This window comes from Vibrio sp. VPAP30 (genome assembly GCF_001188205.1).
In the GTDB taxonomy this organism is placed as follows: Bacteria; Pseudomonadota; Gammaproteobacteria; order Enterobacterales; family Vibrionaceae; genus Vibrio; species Vibrio bivalvicida.
On record NZ_LBLS01000038.1, the window covers coordinates 347,995 to 366,115 of the forward strand.

Consider the following 18,121-nt stretch of genomic DNA (forward strand, 5'->3'; position numbering starts at 1 on the left):
TAAAATTAAAGGGCGCTCAATTGAGCGCCCTTTAATTTTTACGGTATTCGATTTACTTTATCTCACCATAACGCTCTAAATATAGGACAGTCGCTGCCGTGCGAGATGGGACCTGAAGCTTTTTTAACAGGCTTTTCATATGGACTTTTACGGTAGACTCAGAAATAAATAAGGTGTCGGCAATTTGCTTATTTCTTAGCCCTTTAGCTACTTCTTTTAATATCTGCATCTCACGATCTGTAAGCTCATCAAAAACCGTTGTGCTGTTCTGGCGCTCAGACAAGTATTTTGCAACTTCCTTACTGTATGACTTGTTACCCTGTAATGAACTCTTTAGTAGTTCGATGAGTTCATCCGGCTCAGTGTCTTTTAATAAATAGCCATCAGCCCCAGCTTGTACAATCGCTTCAATGTCTGCTGGACTGTCAGAGACAGTCAAAATTACAATCGTCGCGTCACACTCATCAGCCCGAAGTGCTTTCAAAGTATCTAGCCCAGACATTCCTTTCATATTCAAATCAAGAAGGATCAAATCGGGTTTATGTTCATGATTCTGGGCAACAGCTTCAGCCCCATTGCTTGCTTCTGCGACAACGTTGAATTCATCTTCAAAACTCAATAACTGGTTAATACCACGACGCATCAATGGATGGTCATCGACCAATAAAACTCTAAATTCTGTCAATGTTTGAATCCTTTAATTTTGGATACTCTAAATATACTTCACAACCTAAGTTTGGGGTTGTCGAAATTTTCAATTGTCCTTTTAGCCTAGATGCTCTTTCTTGCATTATGCTTAGACCATAGTGGTTCGCTTTTTCCACAGTAGAATCAAAGCCTATACCATCATCTCGGACAGCAACTTTGATATGAGTATCACTTTCGTTGCACTCTATAGATATCGTCTCGGCTTTTGCATGTTTGATCGCATTAGTCGTAGCTTCACGGATCAATTGCAGCAAATGCACTTGCTGATTAGTATCGAGCTCGATTGAAGAAAGCTCATTTGTTAGTTTAATTTCAGCATCTGTCTGATCAGATAGCTGTTCTGTCATTGTATGTAGAGCCGAGCCAAAACTGCCTTCTTTTATAGACAGTCTAAATGTCGTCAGCAGCTCTCTAAGCTGTGTATAGGCAGCCGACAAACCAGTATCAAGCTCAGTTAATACAGGTGTCGTTTTAGCAAGCTCAGGCGAGTCTGGGATTTTTTTCACCCCTCTCTTTAAAATAGAAACCTGAATTTTCAAATAAGAGAGTGCTTGGGCTAATGAGTCGTGTAGTTCACGGGCGATAGTCGCTCTCTCTTCCATGACTAGAAGCTGCTCTGCTTGCCTCTGCGCCTGATTGTAATATACCGCACGCGATAAAATTTGTACAAAATTGTCGATCAATGCTTGATCTGGGCACGGTAGAGAGACTTTCCAGTACAAGGTACCTAATTTAACGCCATCAAGTGACAAGGTTTGGCTTTGGCACTGCTTGGTACACTTTTTACAACCTTCGCCTTCTGTCAATAATATTGCTCTTTCCCCAGGTTCATTAATTTCAAGACGTACGGAAGATATGCCCTCTAGGCTCGCGATATGCTTTAGAATGGCGGAAAAGTTATCTTGAGTGATACGAGAGACCGTAAGCTCTTGAGATGACTGGTAAAGCACTCGCAACGAATCATTGGCATGCTGAAGCTTCTGGGTTTTTTCATTTACCGCCTGCTCTAGCCCGCGATAAAGGTTGCCGAGATCACGGGCCATGTTATTGAACGCCTTAGACAGAATACCCATTTCATTTTCGCTATCTATATTTAGTTCGACATTAAATGAACGTGATTGGATCTGTTCGCTGGCGATAACGAGTGAATTTAACGGCTTAACGATATGCTTACGAGTGTAGTGAACAATAAAAATACTGATCAAAAGAACACCGCCGAGTCCCAAGCCACCTACCCAGGCCAAAGATATGAGTTTTTTCTCAGAATAGTCTTGCAGCTTAAATACAAAAGAATCGATTTGATTTACAAATCCCGCGACCAAAACAAGATAGCGTTCTCTTTGTTCACTTCGTAATAGATGCTTTAGTTCATGCCAACGTACAATTAATCGGTAATAGTCATGTGTAATGTCTTCAGGAACAGCCCAGTTTTGTAACGCTTTCATTGAATCAGAATAGATTGAGCGCTCAAACTGAGTGATGTGATACGAATAGTCTACAGACTGGGATTGAATATCATGGGCAAGTCGATAGCTTTGCATGCGCATTGAGCCTGCAACATTTACCGCCTCAGCGTCGTTCAAACTCGATGCCAGAGTGAAAATTGCGAACCCTGTCGTCGTTACCGAAAGAAGCAAAATTAACACCATTGCTTTGGCGACAGTTGTGGTTACAGAGCTTTTCACATTTTTTAACACGGGTAGGTTACAACCTTTAATAGAAAATCGGTGATTAGATACTAAGCTTATTACTAATTAAGATGACAATATGTGATCACTTACGCGTAAGTTTATTGATCTAAAACAACTTTAAATGCCAATTACCCCCTTGGGGGTATTTATACGAATATGTCAAAAACTACAATTTATGTAAGGGCAAATTACAAGTTATGAACAGTTATTTAGCCATAAAAACAATATCTAACAAAACTGGGTAGCGAAGTGGTAGACCTTTCTAAAAGACGCCTTTTTTCAAAACGTCTCGCTGACGATAACACTATTCGCCTGCCATGGCTTATTAACAGTAACACTTTCACTGACATGTGCACGCGATGTGGCAAATGCAGTGAAGTATGCGAAACGAATATAATTATTAAAGGCGATGGTGGTTTTCCTCAAGTCGACTTTGCTCAAGGTGAATGCACATTTTGCTATCAATGTGCCGACGTGTGCCCTGAGCCATTGTTTAAAGATGAAATCGCTCCCCCTTGGAATGCAAAGGCTTCAATAGAAGGAAGCTGCCTGGCAAAGCAAAATGTTGAATGCCGTAGCTGTGGTGATATGTGTGACACCATGGCAATAAAATTCAGATTAGAAATCGGCAAAGTCGCACAACCAAAATTAGAACTTGATGAATGTACAGGGTGTGGCGCATGCGTTGCAGTTTGCCCTACTTCATCCATCAATGTGAGCAATTTAGTTTAATACGGAAGAAGTTTATGTCACTGAATGAAGTGCACATTTCGAGTTTGGTCGTACATTGTTCGCCTGAACACCTCAACGAAGTGAAAGCTGAGATAGAAAAGAATGATAACGCAGAAATCTACGGTGATAGTCCGGAAGGAAAAATCGTAGTGGTGTTGGAAACTCAAAATCAGGGCTTTATCACCGATACGATCGAAACCATCAATAACCTCCCGAATGTGTTAAGCACAGCTTTGGTTTATCACCAAATCGAAACTGGGCTTGAAGATGATGAATCACAAAATAACAACACTGGAACTCAATATTCCCAAACCGAGGGTGAAGTATGAAGATGACAAGACGAGCGTTTGTTAAAGCAAACGCAGCAGCATCAGCAGCAGCGGTTGCAGGCATCACCTTGCCTGCGTCTGCTACTAATCTGATCGCGAGCTCAGACCAAACAAAAATCACGTGGGACAAAGCACCTTGTCGCTTCTGTGGTACTGGCTGTTCAGTTCTTGTAGGTACGCAAAACGGCAAAGTCGTAGCGACGCAAGGTGACCCAGAGGCACCAGTAAATAAGGGCCTAAACTGTATCAAAGGCTACTTCTTATCAAAAATCATGTATGGTCAAGACCGTTTGACTCAACCACTTCTTCGAATGAAGGACGGTAAGTACGACAAGGAAGGTGACTTCACTCCAGTGTCTTGGGATGTCGCATTTGACACTATGGCAGACAAGTGGAAAGAAGCGCTTAAGAAACAAGGACCTTCTGGTGTTGGGATGTTTGGTTCAGGCCAATGGACTGTCATGGAAGGTTATGCTGCTGCAAAAATGATGAAAGCAGGTTTCCGCTCAAACAACATCGACCCTAATGCTCGTCACTGTATGGCATCAGCGGTTGGTGCATTTATGCGTACCTTCGGTATTGATGAGCCAATGGGTTGTTACGATGACTTCGAAAATGCGGACTCTTTCGTACTTTGGGGTTCAAACATGGCTGAAATGCACCCAGTACTTTGGACTCGTGTTACAGACCGTCGTTTAAGTCACCCTCACGTTAAGGTAAATGTACTCTCTACCTACTACCACCGCTCTTTTGAGTTGGCAGACGAAGGCTATATTTTCGAGCCTCAGACAGATTTGGCAATCGCTAACTTCATTGCAAACTACATCATCGAAAACGATGCAGTTAACTGGGACTTCGTTAACAAGCACACCAATTTCAAGCAAACTGCAACTGACATCGGCTATGGCCTTCGCGACGATGACCCACTACAAAAAGCAGCGGCTAACCCTAACTCAGGAAAAATGTCTTCGATCTCTTTTGAGGAATACAAGAAATCAGTTGCGCCGTACACTCTAGAGAAGGCATCTGAAATGTCAGGTGTATCGAAAGAAAAACTAATAGAGCTTGCTAAGCAATACGCTGATCCAAAGACTAAAGTTATGTCTCTTTGGACTATGGGTATGAACCAACATACTCGCGGTGTATGGATGAACAGCTTGATTTACAACATCCATCTATTGACAGGTAAGATTTCGACTCCTGGTAACAGCCCATTCTCACTAACAGGTCAGCCTTCAGCATGTGGTACAGCTCGTGAAGTGGGTACGTTTGCACACCGCCTACCAGCAGATATGGTCGTTGCAAACCCTAAACACCGTAAAGTTGCAGAGAAGATTTGGAACATTCCTGATGGTGTTATTCCACCAAAACCAGGTTACCACGCGGTTCTTCAAGACCGTATGCTCAAAGACGGTAAACTAAACGCTTACTGGGTAATGTGTAACAACAACATGCAAGCAGGTCCAAATATCAATGGCGAACGTTTGCCGGGTTACCGTAACCCAGAAAACTTTATCGTTTGTTCTGACCCATACCCAACAGCGACTGCACAAGCTGCGGACCTTGTCCTTCCTACAGCAATGTGGATCGAGAAAGAAGGTGCTTACGGTAACGCAGAACGTCGTACTCAAGCTTGGTATCAACAAGTGGGCACTGTTGGAGAAGCGAAATCCGACTTATGGCAGGTAATGGAGTTCTCAAAACGCTTCAAGATGGAAGAAGTTTGGACTGAAGAGCAGCTTGCACAAGCACCTCAGTACCGAGGCAAAACCATGTACGACATGCTATTCGCAAACGGTGTGATTAATAAATACCCTATCGAAGAATCTCGAGAGCTAAACGATGACGCGCACCACTTCGGTTACTACGTGCAGAAAGGCCTATTCGAAGAGTATGCGACTTTCGGCCGCGGTAAAGCACACGACTTGGCACCATATGATGTTTACCACCAGGTTCGAGGTCTTCGCTGGCCTGTCGTAGATGGAAAAGAAACCCTATGGCGCTATAAAGAAGGCTCAGATCCATATGCTAAAACGGGTTCTGATTGGGACTTCTACGGTAAACCAGATGGTAAAGCGTGGATCATTTCAGCACCATATGAAGCGCCACCTGAGGTTCCAGATTCTGAATATGATATGTGGCTATGTACTGGTCGTGTTCTTGAGCACTGGCATACCGGCACGATGACTCGTCGTGTACCTGAGCTATACAAAGCGGTACCTGATGCAGTGGTCTACATTCACCCTGCTGACGCAAAAGCTCGCGGCGTACGACGCGGTGAAGAGGTTCTTATTGAGAACCAACGTGGTGAAGTTCGCGTTCGCGTTGAGACACGTGGCCGTAACCGTCCACCTGAAGGCTTGGTATTCGTACCATTCTTTGACGCACGTATTCTGATTAACAAGTTGATTCTTGATGCGACTGACCCGCTTTCTAAACAGACAGACTTCAAGAAGTGTCCAGTTAAGATCACTAAGATCGCTTAATTATGAATGCTCTGGCCGCCCTATTTAGGGTGGTCAGAATCAAGAATTTAGCCATTAGGCGGAGAATTAATAATGAAGAAATTTCTAATTGCACTTTTATCTGTCGGTGCTCTAGTAAGTGGAACTGCTGTAGCTGAACTGGAAAATCCAGGCGGTATTGGTGGTCTTGAATCACTACGTGGAGCAAGTGAACTTGAAGCGACACGCTCAGCTGATGACTTTAAAAAGTACCCACGTGAGCAGGTTTTAGACAGTAGCTTTGTTTACCAGCCACCTCTAATACCACATAACATTCGTAGCTATGAAGTATCTTTGAACGCGAACAAGTGTCTATCGTGTCACAGTTGGAAAAACGCCAAAGAGATGGGCGCGACGAAGATCAGTGTAACCCACTATGTTAACCGTGAAGACGCTGTTCTTGCTGATATGTCTCCTCGTCGTTACTTCTGTCTTCAGTGTCACGTACCTCAAGCAAACGCAAAACCTTTAATCGAGAACGATTTCAAGAGTGTGGATGCGCTTAAGTAATCACGTGAGTAAATAAGAGGTTATCTATGAAATTATTGAAAGCGTTTTGGAAGCGGTTAGCAAGCCCGAGTAAAGCTGCAGTCGGTGTGGTTTTATTCATGGGTTTCGCTGGCGGTCTTCTATTCTGGGGCGCATTTAACACGGGTATGGAAGCAACCAACTCTGAAGAGTTCTGTTCAGGTTGTCACGCTCCTATCGTTGCGGAAATTCAAGAAACGGTGCACTACTCTAATCGTTCTGGCGTACGAGCTATCTGTTCAGACTGTCACGTACCGCACGAGTGGACAGATAAGATCGTACGTAAAGTTCAAGCATCTAAAGAGCTGTTTGCACACTTTGTTACTAAGACTATTGATACGCCGGAGAAATTCCAAGAGCGTCGTGCTCACCTTGCAGAACGCGAGTGGGCGCGCTTGAAGAAGAATGACTCTCTCGAATGTCGTAACTGTCACCAGTTTGAGTACATGGATTTCTCTGAGCAAGGCTCAAGAAGTGCCAAGCAGCACTCTACTGCGCTGGCGTCTGGTGAGAAAACCTGTGTAGACTGTCACAAAGGTATCGCGCATAAACTACCAGATATGCACGGCGTTAAAGGCTGGCAATAAGGAGCACTGAATAATGAGTACTTTTGAATCGGTTATTTGGCATGTTCTTGGTTACAGCGCTATGCCTGTCATTATCTTGTCTGGTTTTGCAGTAGTAGCAGGCGTGTCTGTATGGCTATTGTCATTAGGTAAAGATAAAGAAGTGGAGTAAGCCGCTAGCCAAAAGGGCGACTCACCTTGCCCTTTCATTTCGGTCCAATTTTGCCTATTTTGTATCGAACATAAAAAAGCCACCTTAGTTTTCGCAAAGGTGGCTTTGTCGTTTTTAGAACTTATACCAACCAGAATAAATATCTCGTCATTCTTACTGGTATTACTCTGGATAGCCGTTGGGGTTATTGGATTGCCAACGCCAAGTATCTTCAGTCATTTGCTCTAAACTGCGTACCGCCTGCCAATTAAGGTCTTGTTTCGCTTTTGCCGGATCTGCCCAACATTCAGCAATATCGCCCGGTCTGCGTTCAACCACTTTATAAGTAACTGCCTTTCCCGATGCTTTTTCAAACGCTTTGACCATATCAAGAACGCTAGACCCATTCCCTGTCCCTAAGTTATAGATATGCAGGCCTGACTTTTGCCCTACTTTGCTTAATGCAGCAATATGACCATCAGATAGATCCATAACATGAATGTAATCACGCACTCCTGTACCGTCAGGTGTCGGATAATCATTACCAAATACAGATAAGCATTCCCTGCGTCCTACCGCTACTTGAGAGACAAAAGGCATCAAGTTATTCGGAATACCCTGAGGGTCTTCACCAAGTTCACCGCTAGGATGTGATCCAACAGGATTAAAGTAACGGAGCAAAGTAATACTCCAGTCTGGGTTAGCCTTTTGAAAGTCGGTCAAGCACTCTTCAACCATGAGCTTACTGCGACCATAAGGATTAGTTGCACTTGTAGGAAAATCTTCACGAATAGGTACCGAGGCAGGATCGCCATAAACCGTTGCAGACGAAGAAAAAACTAACGAGTGAACTTTAGCTTGTCGCATTGCATCAATCAGAACCAACGTACCATTTACATTGTTATCATAATACTCAAGTGGCTTTTCTACAGATTCCCCTACGGCTTTTAAGCCTGCGAAATGGATGACGGCTTCAATGTTGTTTTGTTCTAATGCGTCGACAATCTCTGATTTGTCACGAATGTCGCCGCGAATAAAGAGAGGTCTAAAACCCGTCACTTTCTCAATTCGATCTAACACTGAATGCTTACTATTGTATAGATTATCGAAAATGACAGGGGTCATTCCTGCCTCAATCATTTGGATGCAAGTATGGCTACCTATGTAACCCATTCCACCAGTTACTAAAACTTTCATGTCGCTAACCTTTTAAAAACATACTCTTATGTTAAATCAATTGGTTGGCTAAGCAAAGCTCTTATGCTCTATCGAGTGCTCGCTCTTCACTTCTGATGACAAATCGCCCTTTACCGTTTGTTTTCGCTGTATGCATCGCGGTATCCGCTGATATTATCAGGGTTTCAGAATAGCTTTCTTAGCTCTTGCTGTACGAAGTATCAATGCTCTCACATACAAATAGCCGATTTTATGGCCCAGTATGTGACGCTTCGCACTCCTCTCTTCCATTGACCATAGCCGCTTGAACTTGTGATAGCTCGATGGATTGAACTGTTTTTGTTAAGTATTCATCAAATAATGAGTTAGATCACTGTTTAGTACGGCAATTTGAAACATCTTACTAAATGATTTGATTAGGGAAATTTGACGCCAATGGAAAAACGTTCGATCAGTCTTAATTGTGATATGGGTGAGAGTTTCGGAGCGTGGAAAATGGGTAACGACGACAGCGTGATGCCTTATATCCATATGGCTAATATCGCTTGTGGTTTTCACGCCTCAGACCCACAAGTAATGAATGAAACAATTAAACTTGCGATAAAATACGACGTCGAAATCGGCGCTCATCCAAGCTACCCCGATCTGCAAGGATTTGGACGGCGAAGCATCAAACTCACTGCTGATGAAATCACCAATATGCTCATTTATCAAGTTGGGGCGATTAAAGGACTCTGTGACAGCCACAACAAAGATCTAAGTTACGTTAAGCCACATGGCGCACTCTACAATGACATGCTTAAGGATTTAGTTGTTTTTGAGTCTGTCGTTGATGCTGTCGCAAGTTTTGGGTTGCCCTTAATGACTCTTGCAATAGCCGATACCCAGCCATACTTAGACATTGCTGATAGATATGACGTCCCACTGCTATTCGAGGCATTTGCGGATCGAAGTTACCAAGCAAATGGTTTCTTAGCGCCACGTGGACAACAAAATGCTGTACTCAACAAACAAGAAGATATTCTCAACCAAGTATTACAAATTGCTCGCTACGGCAAGGTTCGTACTATTGACGGATTCTCTGTTGAATTAGAGGCTGATACCATTTGTGTACATGGTGATAACGAACAAGCAGTGAATGTAATCAAGCAAATTAAGGCCATGCTTGATAAGGAGAATCTCACTTGATGCGTATAGACACCTCTATCGATCCTGTTGCGGAGTGTTCAATCTTAATCCGCTTCCATAGTGAACCCAATGATCACCTTTCTTGGGTTATTGGCGAAATCAGCCACTACCTGAGCAATCAGCTAGGCGCTTGGGTTATGAATGTCACCCCTTCTTTTGACTCCATACTCGTTGACTATCTTCCGCATAGAATTTCCATTTTCGAATTTGTTCCATACCTTGAAAAGCTCGTCACTCAAGCTTTACTCAGTATGCCGGAGGTGCACGAAGCGGACATTTTAGATCTACCCGTTTACTATGATCTGTCAGTTGGCCCAGACCTACAAGACTATTTAGACTCCGGTCTATCAAGCAACCAGATCATCTCTACGCACACCAAGCCTGAATACACAGTTGGAGCCATTGGATTCACTGCAGGTTTTGCCTTTCTAACAGAAGTGGATGTGCCTTTACGGCGACCAAGAAAACGGACACCCAGAGTTCGCGTACCGAAAGGAAGCGTTGCCATCGCTAATAATCAAACTGCTGTCTATCCGAGTGAGACACCTGGAGGCTGGAATATTATTGGTAATTGTCCAGTAGACCTTTATGACCCAACCAATTCAAAAATACTGCCGTTCAATATAGGCACTAAAATCAGATTCAACGCTATCGAGCGAGAAGAGTATTTATCATTAGGTGGTATCATAAGCGAGGGTTGGCAATGACAATTGAGAACTATATCGAAGTCATCAAACCTGGACAACAGACATTAATTCAAGACTTTGGTCGGTTTGGGCTTGCTCACTACGGCATTGCCCAAGGTGGACCTGTCGATGATTATGCCTACAGCTGGGCTAACCATCTATTGGGCAACACAATTAACATGCCTACGCTGGAAATAACCTTAGGTCAGGCAGAATTTTTTGTTCACCACTCCTGCGAACTCGCCATTGCGGGCGGTGACTTAAATGCAAAACTCGACGGCGAGATTATTGGCAACTGGTCAACATTTCGTGCATTAAAAGGGCAAACTCTTTCGTTTGGTTTGCCTAAGAACGGATTGCGCGCCTATCTCGCCATTAAAGGCGGATTTGCCGTCTCAACTCAACTTGGTAGCGCTGCTACAGTGGAGAGGGACCAACTCGGTGGATTGAATAACGGCTTGTCCGTTCAGGCAGGCGATACCTTGCCCTTCAATCAGCATTCAATCGGGTCTAAGCAAGTGCAAATGACATTTAGGTATAAGCCAAATTACAATTTGCCTCTTGAACTGCGAGTCATTGAAGGCTATCAAGTTAACGATTTTTCTAGAGATGCGGTAGCTTCACTTTACTCTCAACAATTTGAGATAAGCCAATTAGTCAACCGAATGGGATATCGACTATCCGGTGCCATTGTCCCCCCACCCCAAAAAGAGTATTTAAGTGAAGGCATAGCGCTTGGCTCGATACAGGTCACACCAAGTGGTGAGCCGATCATATTGCTCAATGATCGACAAACTATAGGTGGCTACCCTAAAATCGGTTGTGTTGCTCGGATTGATTTACCTCGCTTAGCTCAAGCAAAACCGGGACAAAAAGTCAGGTTCGTACGGGGCGACTTGCTCGGACTACAAGACGTGTGGGGACAATGGGCACGATATTTCGGCTATTAGGGCGACAGACCCGCCCCTGCTATGCTGGTGTTCCGTAGTATTCGGCCAACTGTTGTGGATAGTTTCGCTCCTTCGCAAGCTCTCGTGCTTTGGCCTCTACAGATTCTGCCGATAAGCTCATAATGACAGGGTGCATTAGTTCAATACTCGCACCCTGGTAGTCAAATAGCCCCCACTCTTGAACCAGTTTCATTGCAGCTTCTAGAGCCGATGACCCTTTTACCACCTCGACTCTGGCATAGTGTGCACCTTCAAAAGTCACATCTGCTGCACGTAGCGTGTCATCACGACCCGGGATTTGCTGCGCACCAAAAAGTGGTGTGCCATGTTCAGTTGCTTGCTTGTAGTTAGGAATAAATCGAGCCATATGGTCGATTGCTTTGCGGCTTCTTTCCGTAATCACCTCATCATCCCAACCTTTTTGAATTTTTCGCTTCAAGCGCATGGGTAAATGAGGCTGTGACGTAGACTCCGTCGATGAGACTAACCCATCTTCAAACAGTGTAATATCTTTAGTCATCCCATGAAGTTGGAATACACCGCCTGGATAAGGTGTTAGCTGAGCCATACCATTTGGTGTGCCTCTTGGGCCATGAAAAATAACCTCGGGCCAAAGTTCATTGCACTCATCCCACTTAGTCACATAGGCCGCTTTAAACTCAACAAGTCGTTCACGTGGCTTGTTGGCTAGGTCATCGATTGAACCAGTTTCATAACCGCAAGCATTGACCAAATAGTCGAACTCGAGAAACTGAAGCTGATCTTCTTGATCAATATACTCAATCTTCCAACTGTTAGACTGTTCCTCTACCCCAATAACTTGTGTATTGGTCATCATGGTGCAATTAGGGATCGCTTCTAATGCTAACGTGGCAGATGCACCAATCCGGAAGACGCTCCAGCCATGCTCTTCAACAGCAACCACAGGAAATTTCAGAACATCAAGATCAGCATGCTTAGCAAAAGGAATCATCCAGTCGTCGATCGAAATAGGTAGGGAGGGTTGTTGTTGTTCAATCAGTTGTTCGAGATCTTCACGACTGTAAAATTTGTAATAGTCACTAGGCTCTCCCAACACCTTGTTGGCGGGATCTGCTTTCACAAGCTCAGTATAATACGACTGAATAGTGATCAGGCGCTCATACAACTCCTCGGGGCTTCCTCCATCTGAGTACGGGACAGCAATCACCGTAGGCCGACGGTTAATGGTCTGTGGATAAAGGCGCGCAGTGTCAATGGATTGTTTGAGCAACTCAAGGCACTGATCTGTAGAAATCTCTCTGTATAAATTTCCACCAGCGTGCAAATGGCAGATTGGAGGCCCACTAACAAGCCCAGATCCTTTTTCAAATAGATGGACATTTAAGCCCAGCTCAGCCAAGTGTACAGCTGTGGTTGCACCAGCAATACCACCACCAATTATCGCGATTTTAGACGAGCTTTGAGTTTGCGTTTTCAATTGCATTTATGCGGCTAATTCGTTCATTCTCAGTGCATTTTACTGGTAATACGAAATGAATAAAATCACAAATTTTTTATGGAGAAATTATGACGTTTTTTCGAAAAAAAAATGAAAAAAACTGCTTGACTCAAAAATGGAGAACTTAGAAATAATTACCTTTGTGAATAACAAATCTGTGCAGGCCTACGCAGACCCGGGCCTGCGAGAAAATTAAAGTTATCTACAGGCCAAGTTATCCCAAACTTTATCCACTGTTTTTGTGGATAACTGGACATCTTGACCCGTTAAAAACTAACCAATCGCTTTGTTGATGGGAGTTAGCAGGCGTTTAATCAAACTGTTCACAACTAGAGCAAGTGTGAAAAAAGTCCCGATAGGTATCAGTATCCAAAGCATCCAATGTATCTGTGGTCGCAATTCGAAACCAAACACCATAATGGCGCTGACGACCAGTTCAGAGCCGATTATAGCGATAATACCCGCAACGAAAGCCATCAAACCATACTCAGCCCATATGGTTTGTTCTACACGCTTTTTACTGGCGCCAAGTGTTCTATAAAGCTGAATTTCTTCCTGTCGTTGACCTAAGCTCAATCGTAGTAATGTAAAAATAAGCAGTAGTCCCGATAAGACGCCGATACCCGCTAAAAGAGTAATTGACCATACGATCTGCGCCAACAGTTCTTGAATCTTAGCCCCCATGACCCGAATATCCATCAAACTCACCGTTGGATGTTGGCGAGAAAGCTGGTTGAGTAAAGCATCATGTTCGTCTTCGACTCTAAAGCTAACTAGATAAGTCGCAGGAATGCTTTTCAGCACATCTGGTGTAAAGATAAAGTAGAAGTTTGGCTTCATGTCTCGCCATTCAACCATTCGAATCGAGTTTACTTTGGCTTTGACTGCAATACTATTGATGACAAATTCAAGTTGGTCTCCAATGCTTATGCCTAGATCATTCGCTACATCGGATTCAACTGACACACCGCCGACCTCGCTCCACCGGCCCATTACGACATCGTTGTGCTCAGGAATAGCGGAACTAAAAGTAAAGTTGATTTCCCGCCTAAGTGCATCGCTTCCCTCTTCCCCCTTAGAACGCAACTTGGCATCTTGCCCATTTATGCCAACCAAACGGCCACGTATAATTGGGTAATCTTCCGAACGTTGAATTTGATTGTCATCAAGCACTTTTAAGTAATTGTCTTTTTCATATGGTGCAATGTTCAAAGCAAACGCATTGGGCGCGTCTTTTGGTAGCGTCCTCTGCCAATCGGTTAGTAAGTCGGTTCTCACCAACCACATAGTCGAAAGTAGCATTAAAGACAAAGCTAACGCTCCAAATTGAATGCCAGTTGCAACTGAGGAGCGGTTAATCCTACTCAAAGCCAGCTTCAACGCAGCGCTCAGTGGCACTTTTACTAGCGTGCGAGTGATCAATACGCTCACTAACGCCAATATCGCAAATAAAGCGACGATACCCGCTAATACAATCCATACCAACTGATTGTCATAATAAGCCAGCAACATAGGAATAATCGGGACCAGTACCAATGCGTAACGTACTTTTGACGAGCCATATTCAGCTTGAGGTTGCATCACATTAACAGCACTGACGTTAGTTAATCCAATTAGTGGTATACCTAATGCGGGAACAGCAATCACAATGCTGGTGAGTACCGAAATCACAAGCGGCTTGATGCCGTAACTCGGTAAAGGGTTGGGAAGTAATTCTACCAGTGGAATCCTCAGCAGATACTCAAGGACTACACCTAATGACACACCGACCAAGACAGCGGACACAAGCAACATCGTCACTTGAGTCAGTAGCCAGCGTATCAGCCACTTTTTACTTGCTCCCAAACTTTTGAGCATAGCAATGGTTTTTCGACGCGTAGTGACATAGTGCTGACAAGTCAATACTAAGGTTGTCGCGGCCATGATGACCACGATAGCAACGGTCAGCGACAAATACTGCTCGGTACGTTGAAATACCTCGTTGGTTCGGCTTGCACTATTTTGATCTCGCCAACGATCACTAGCTGTTATCGCTATACTCTCCTTTAGGCGTTCAATATTGGCGGCACTTCCATTAATAAATTTGCTGTAGCGTACGCGGCTACCCAACTGAACCGCCCCGGTTTTTTCAATATCATTACTATGGATAAAAGCTGATGGCATTTGTTGAAATGGATTAAAACTTAAACCTGGTTCTTCGACAATACGTCCCGTTACGATGAAGTCTGCATCACCCAACGTGACAGCGTCACCGATCGAGACATCTAATTGTGAAAATAGTCGCTCATCTAGCCACAGTTCTCCGGGATTCACTCGCGTGAACAATTGCTTGTCATCAGATAAAATCATCTCGCCCTGTAGTGGGTACAGGCTATCGACCCCTTTTACGGTAATGAGCTTCATTGCGTTATCGCTAAAAGCCATCGTTCCAAAGCGAGTTTGTGTTGAAATCACAAGCTGGTTACTTGCTGCTATAGTGTCAAAATCGCTGTCAATTGGGTTAGAGGAGACATATACAGTATCCGCAGTTAACGCTTGTTTACCCTGCTTTACAACCACTTGTTCCATCCGCTCAGCTAAAGCTGTGAGCGCAAATATACACGCAATAATCAGTATCAGAGCAATCGTAACAGGCCACAACTGGCCTTGCCTAATCTCACTGACACTCCACTTAATTAGGTGCTTGTTCAAAGATGTAGCCGTGGAATTTGACATGATCAATCCTCTAACCTGCCCGCTTTCATCTTAATGATACGATCACACCGCTGCGCCAACTTAGTATCATGCGTAACAAGAACAAGTGTCGTTCCATGCTCCTGGTTTAGAGAAAAAAGTAGCTCTATAACGGTGGCAGCTGTCTGTTGGTCAAGATTTCCTGTCGGCTCATCGGCAAAAAGAATCGTGGGTTGAATCATGAATGCTCTTGCTAAAGCCACACGCTGTTGTTCTCCACCTGATAACTGAGTGGGAGAGTGATGAATACGATTTCCTAATCCAACTGACTCTAACAGATTTATCGCCCTTTCTTTGTCTTCAGGGTCGCCCTTTAATAAACATGGCAGAGTCACATTGTCGAGCGCTGATAAACTTGGTATTAACAGAAAACTTTGAAACACAAAGCCAACTGATTCACTTCTTATTGCTGCGCGTTGTTCATCATTCAAACTTTGAAGTGGCCTACCAAGAAGCTCAACCTTACCTGTTGTCGGCACATCAAGCCCTGCGAGGAGTGTCATTAAAGTCGATTTACCCGCGCCCGAGGTGCCAACAATAGCAACGCTTTCTCCCTTTTTGATGTCAAGATTTACATCATCAAGGATTGTTAATTGCTCTTGTTTGGTAGAGACTATCTTGGACAATGATTGTGCTTCAATTACGGATGTTTGCATGTTTCGAATACTTTCCCTTGTTCTTCTATTTTTGTCAGTAAATCCAGCTTATAGCAAAACTCTATTGATCTTAGGCGACAGCTTGAGTGCTGGATATCAAATGCCAATTGAGCGTGCTTGGCCCTCCCTTCTGGCCGATGAGCTGGCCCAAAGCGGACAGCAGGTCTCGGTTATTAATGCCAGTATCTCTGGTGATACAACAGGCAACGGAATCGCTCGCTTACCCGGTTTACTCGACAAACATGAACCTGACTATGTTTTAATTGAATTAGGCGCTAATGATGGTTTACGCGGATTTCCTGTTGGTATTGTGCAAAACAACCTAACCGAGATGATCGGTATGATTCGTAATGCCGATGCGACTCCATTATTAATGCAAATTCATATTCTTCCTAACTATGGCAAACGCTACACCGAAGCGTTTGCCGCTGTCTACCCTGACGTATCGCAAAAACTCAATGTACCGCTGCTGCCTTTCTTACTTGAAGGTGTCATCATCAATTCCGAATGGATGATGACCGATGGCCTTCACCCCAAGCCAGAAGCGCAACCGTGGATATCTAACTTTGTTGCAAAGTCGTTAATAAATCACTTCTAATTGCTTTAGCTCAATAAACTTTACATAGCTTTACGTTAGCTTGGGTTGTTGCCAAGCGTTGGCTTAAGGAGTATGTATGATTATTGAACCTATCATTGATGGGGTCGTAGCACGTAGTGCGCATCCAAATGGCTGCAAGCAAGCGGTAGCCAGTCAAATAGAAACGGTAAGATCTGTACCTGCGATAAAGGGTGGCCCCAAGCGAGTTTTGATCATTGGCGGATCTTCTGGATTAGGTTTAGCTTCGCGTATAGCGCTCACCTTTGGCGGTGCAAAAGCAGATACAATTAGCGTTTCCTATGAAAAATCGCCGTCATCAATAAGTTCAGGTTCAGCGGGCTTTTACAATAACTACTATTTCAAGAAATTCGCTGAGCAAGAAGGGCGTGTTGCGGTAAACATAGAAGGTGATGGTTTTTCTCAACAAATTAAAGATCAAGTTGTTGAAGCAATTGAAACCTACTTTGAAGGAGAAGTAGATCTAGTCATCTATAGCTTAGCTAGCGGAGTCCGACCAAATCCCACCACCAACGAGCTATGGCGCTCTGCAATCAAACCAATTGGAAACCCCGTAACAGGTAGCACATTGTTACTTGACACCGACCAATGGCATGAAACAACATTACCGCCTGCGACAGACAAAGAAGCTGAGTCAACACTGAAAGTCATGGGCGGAGAAGACTGGGAACACTGGATTGATACATTGATTAATTCTGAATCAATCGCACAAGGTTGCAAGACGATCGCATTTTCTTATGTCGGACCTGAATGTACTCACTCCATTTACCTTGATGGCACATTAGGTAGAGCCAAAATCGACCTTCACCAAACCAGTCATTCCTTGAACCTAAAACTCGCCAACTATGGTGGTAATGCCTACGCAACGGTTTGTAAGGCATTAGTGACTAAAGCGAGCGTCTTTATTCCAGCACTGAGCCCCTATATCATCGCTCTTTACAAAGTAATGAAAGACAAGGGAACCCATGAGGGATGCATTGAGCAAATGCAACGCCTTTTCAGCACCAAGCTTTATGCCACTACCCCGCCCCCTGTAGACAGTGAAAGATTAATTCGTATGGATGATTGGGAACTGGATAAAAACACCCAGCAACGCGTGTCGGAAATCCTAGATAAGATTGATCAGTCTAACTTTAAGCAGCTCGGAGACTATTCAGGATTCAAGCGAGAATTTCTTAATCTCAATGGGTTTGGGTTCGATAACATTAATTACAATGAAGATGTAGATATTAATACATACATCACTTAAAGTCTTTGGTTTAAAGTAATTCTCACTTTTGAGACACTCATTAAGACAAAGTCTTAAACATGCGTTTGGGGCTTTTTTTTGGCGATACCTTGGGGCATGCTATCTGACAAGTTCGCACCAAACTCTTAATCTTTGGTTCAATGACTATTTCTACGACTATTATTAAAGAGAGCAAGGA

17 protein-coding genes are annotated in these 18,121 nt (G+C 43.8%); 11 read left to right on the forward strand and 6 right to left on the reverse strand.

The genetic code is table 11. The features are described 5' to 3' along the window. Nucleotides 1-52 precede the first annotated feature (52 nt). Together ZX61_RS19305 and narQ are read right to left on the reverse strand one after the other, a co-directional pair. Nucleotides 53-685, reverse strand: coding sequence for a response regulator (locus ZX61_RS19305; protein ID WP_049846225.1), 633 nt, complete (start codon nt 683-685; stop codon nt 53-55). Beyond that, nucleotides 672-2,405: a nitrate/nitrite two-component system sensor histidine kinase NarQ gene (gene narQ / locus ZX61_RS19310; protein ID WP_049846226.1), complete on the reverse strand. Its 1,734-nt coding sequence runs from the start codon at nt 2,403-2,405 to the stop codon at nt 672-674. The genes ZX61_RS19305 and narQ overlap by 14 nt, the downstream gene beginning before the upstream one ends. Nucleotides 2,406-2,648: 243 nt before the next feature. Here narQ and napF point away from each other — a divergent pair, with 243 nt between their 5' ends. The 6 genes from napF (at nt 2,649) to ZX61_RS23835 (ending at nt 7,230) form a co-directional block, all read left to right on the forward strand. After that, nucleotides 2,649-3,131 (forward strand): ferredoxin-type protein NapF, encoded by a 483-nt coding sequence (gene napF / locus ZX61_RS19315; RefSeq protein WP_049846227.1) that lies wholly within the window; start codon nt 2,649-2,651, stop codon nt 3,129-3,131. A 14-nt stretch (nt 3,132-3,145) separates the two neighbouring features. After that, the gene (locus ZX61_RS19320; RefSeq protein WP_049846228.1) at nt 3,146-3,460 is read left to right on the forward strand and encodes a chaperone NapD; all 315 of its coding nucleotides are present in this window, start codon (nt 3,146-3,148) and stop codon (nt 3,458-3,460) included. Further along, nucleotides 3,457-5,946 carry a periplasmic nitrate reductase subunit alpha gene (napA, locus tag ZX61_RS19325; RefSeq protein WP_049846229.1) on the forward strand — a complete coding sequence of 830 codons (2,490 nt, stop codon included), beginning with the start codon at nt 3,457-3,459 and terminating at the stop codon, nt 5,944-5,946. Before ZX61_RS19320 ends, napA begins: the two co-directional genes overlap by 4 nt. A gap of 72 nt (nt 5,947-6,018) precedes the next feature. Continuing rightward, complete coding sequence (locus ZX61_RS19330; protein WP_049846230.1) at nt 6,019-6,474, forward strand: nitrate reductase cytochrome c-type subunit; 456 nt, start codon at nt 6,019-6,021, stop codon at nt 6,472-6,474. Between the two features lie 26 nt (nt 6,475-6,500). After that, the gene (locus ZX61_RS19335; protein ID WP_049846231.1) at nt 6,501-7,079 is read left to right on the forward strand and encodes a NapC/NirT family cytochrome c; all 579 of its coding nucleotides are present in this window, start codon (nt 6,501-6,503) and stop codon (nt 7,077-7,079) included. 13 nt (nt 7,080-7,092) lie between these two features. Next, complete coding sequence (locus ZX61_RS23835; RefSeq protein ID WP_064429683.1) at nt 7,093-7,230, forward strand: TIGR02808 family protein; 138 nt, start codon at nt 7,093-7,095, stop codon at nt 7,228-7,230. A 162-nt stretch (nt 7,231-7,392) separates the two neighbouring features. Here ZX61_RS23835 and galE read toward each other — a convergent pair whose 3' ends face one another. Continuing rightward, nucleotides 7,393-8,406, reverse strand: coding sequence for a UDP-glucose 4-epimerase GalE (galE, locus tag ZX61_RS19340; protein ID WP_049846232.1), 1,014 nt, complete (start codon nt 8,404-8,406; stop codon nt 7,393-7,395). 414 nt (nt 8,407-8,820) lie between these two features. Here galE and ZX61_RS19345 point away from each other — a divergent pair, with 414 nt between their 5' ends. From ZX61_RS19345 to ZX61_RS19355, 3 genes are read left to right on the forward strand one after another with little or no spacing between them, the layout of a single operon-like run. Continuing rightward, on the forward strand, nt 8,821-9,573 hold the full coding sequence (locus tag ZX61_RS19345) for a 5-oxoprolinase subunit PxpA (RefSeq protein ID WP_049846233.1): 753 nt from the start codon (nt 8,821-8,823) through the stop codon (nt 9,571-9,573). Then, complete coding sequence (locus ZX61_RS19350) at nt 9,573-10,280, forward strand: 5-oxoprolinase subunit B family protein (protein ID WP_049846234.1); 708 nt, start codon at nt 9,573-9,575, stop codon at nt 10,278-10,280. Before ZX61_RS19345 ends, ZX61_RS19350 begins: the two co-directional genes overlap by 1 nt. Continuing rightward, on the forward strand, nt 10,277-11,209 hold the full coding sequence (locus tag ZX61_RS19355) for a biotin-dependent carboxyltransferase family protein (RefSeq protein ID WP_049846235.1): 933 nt from the start codon (nt 10,277-10,279) through the stop codon (nt 11,207-11,209). The genes ZX61_RS19350 and ZX61_RS19355 overlap by 4 nt, the downstream gene beginning before the upstream one ends. Nucleotides 11,210-11,228: 19 nt before the next feature. Here the strand turns inward: ZX61_RS19355 and ZX61_RS19360 are convergent, their stop codons facing one another. The 3 genes from ZX61_RS19360 to ZX61_RS19370 form a co-directional block, all read right to left on the reverse strand. Next, complete coding sequence (locus tag ZX61_RS19360) at nt 11,229-12,674, reverse strand: FAD-dependent oxidoreductase (RefSeq protein WP_049846236.1); 1,446 nt, start codon at nt 12,672-12,674, stop codon at nt 11,229-11,231. Nucleotides 12,675-12,962: 288 nt separating this feature from the next. After that, on the reverse strand, nt 12,963-15,404 hold the full coding sequence (locus ZX61_RS19365; RefSeq protein WP_049846237.1) for an ABC transporter permease: 2,442 nt from the start codon (nt 15,402-15,404) through the stop codon (nt 12,963-12,965). A 2-nt stretch (nt 15,405-15,406) separates the two neighbouring features. Continuing rightward, nucleotides 15,407-16,078 carry an ABC transporter ATP-binding protein gene (locus ZX61_RS19370; RefSeq protein ID WP_049846238.1) on the reverse strand — a complete coding sequence of 224 codons (672 nt, stop codon included), beginning with the start codon at nt 16,076-16,078 and terminating at the stop codon, nt 15,407-15,409. On the opposite strand from ZX61_RS19370, the gene ZX61_RS19375 reads away from it, so the two are divergent. Both ZX61_RS19375 and fabV read left to right on the forward strand, forming a co-directional pair. Further along, nucleotides 16,077-16,676, forward strand: coding sequence for an arylesterase (locus ZX61_RS19375; RefSeq protein ID WP_049846239.1), 600 nt, complete (start codon nt 16,077-16,079; stop codon nt 16,674-16,676). The two genes, ZX61_RS19370 and ZX61_RS19375, sit on opposite strands and share 2 nt — an antisense overlap. Before the next feature lie 76 nt (nt 16,677-16,752). Continuing rightward, nucleotides 16,753-17,943, forward strand: coding sequence for an enoyl-ACP reductase FabV (fabV, locus tag ZX61_RS19380; RefSeq protein WP_049846240.1), 1,191 nt, complete (start codon nt 16,753-16,755; stop codon nt 17,941-17,943). Nucleotides 17,944-18,121: the final 178 nt, after the last annotated feature.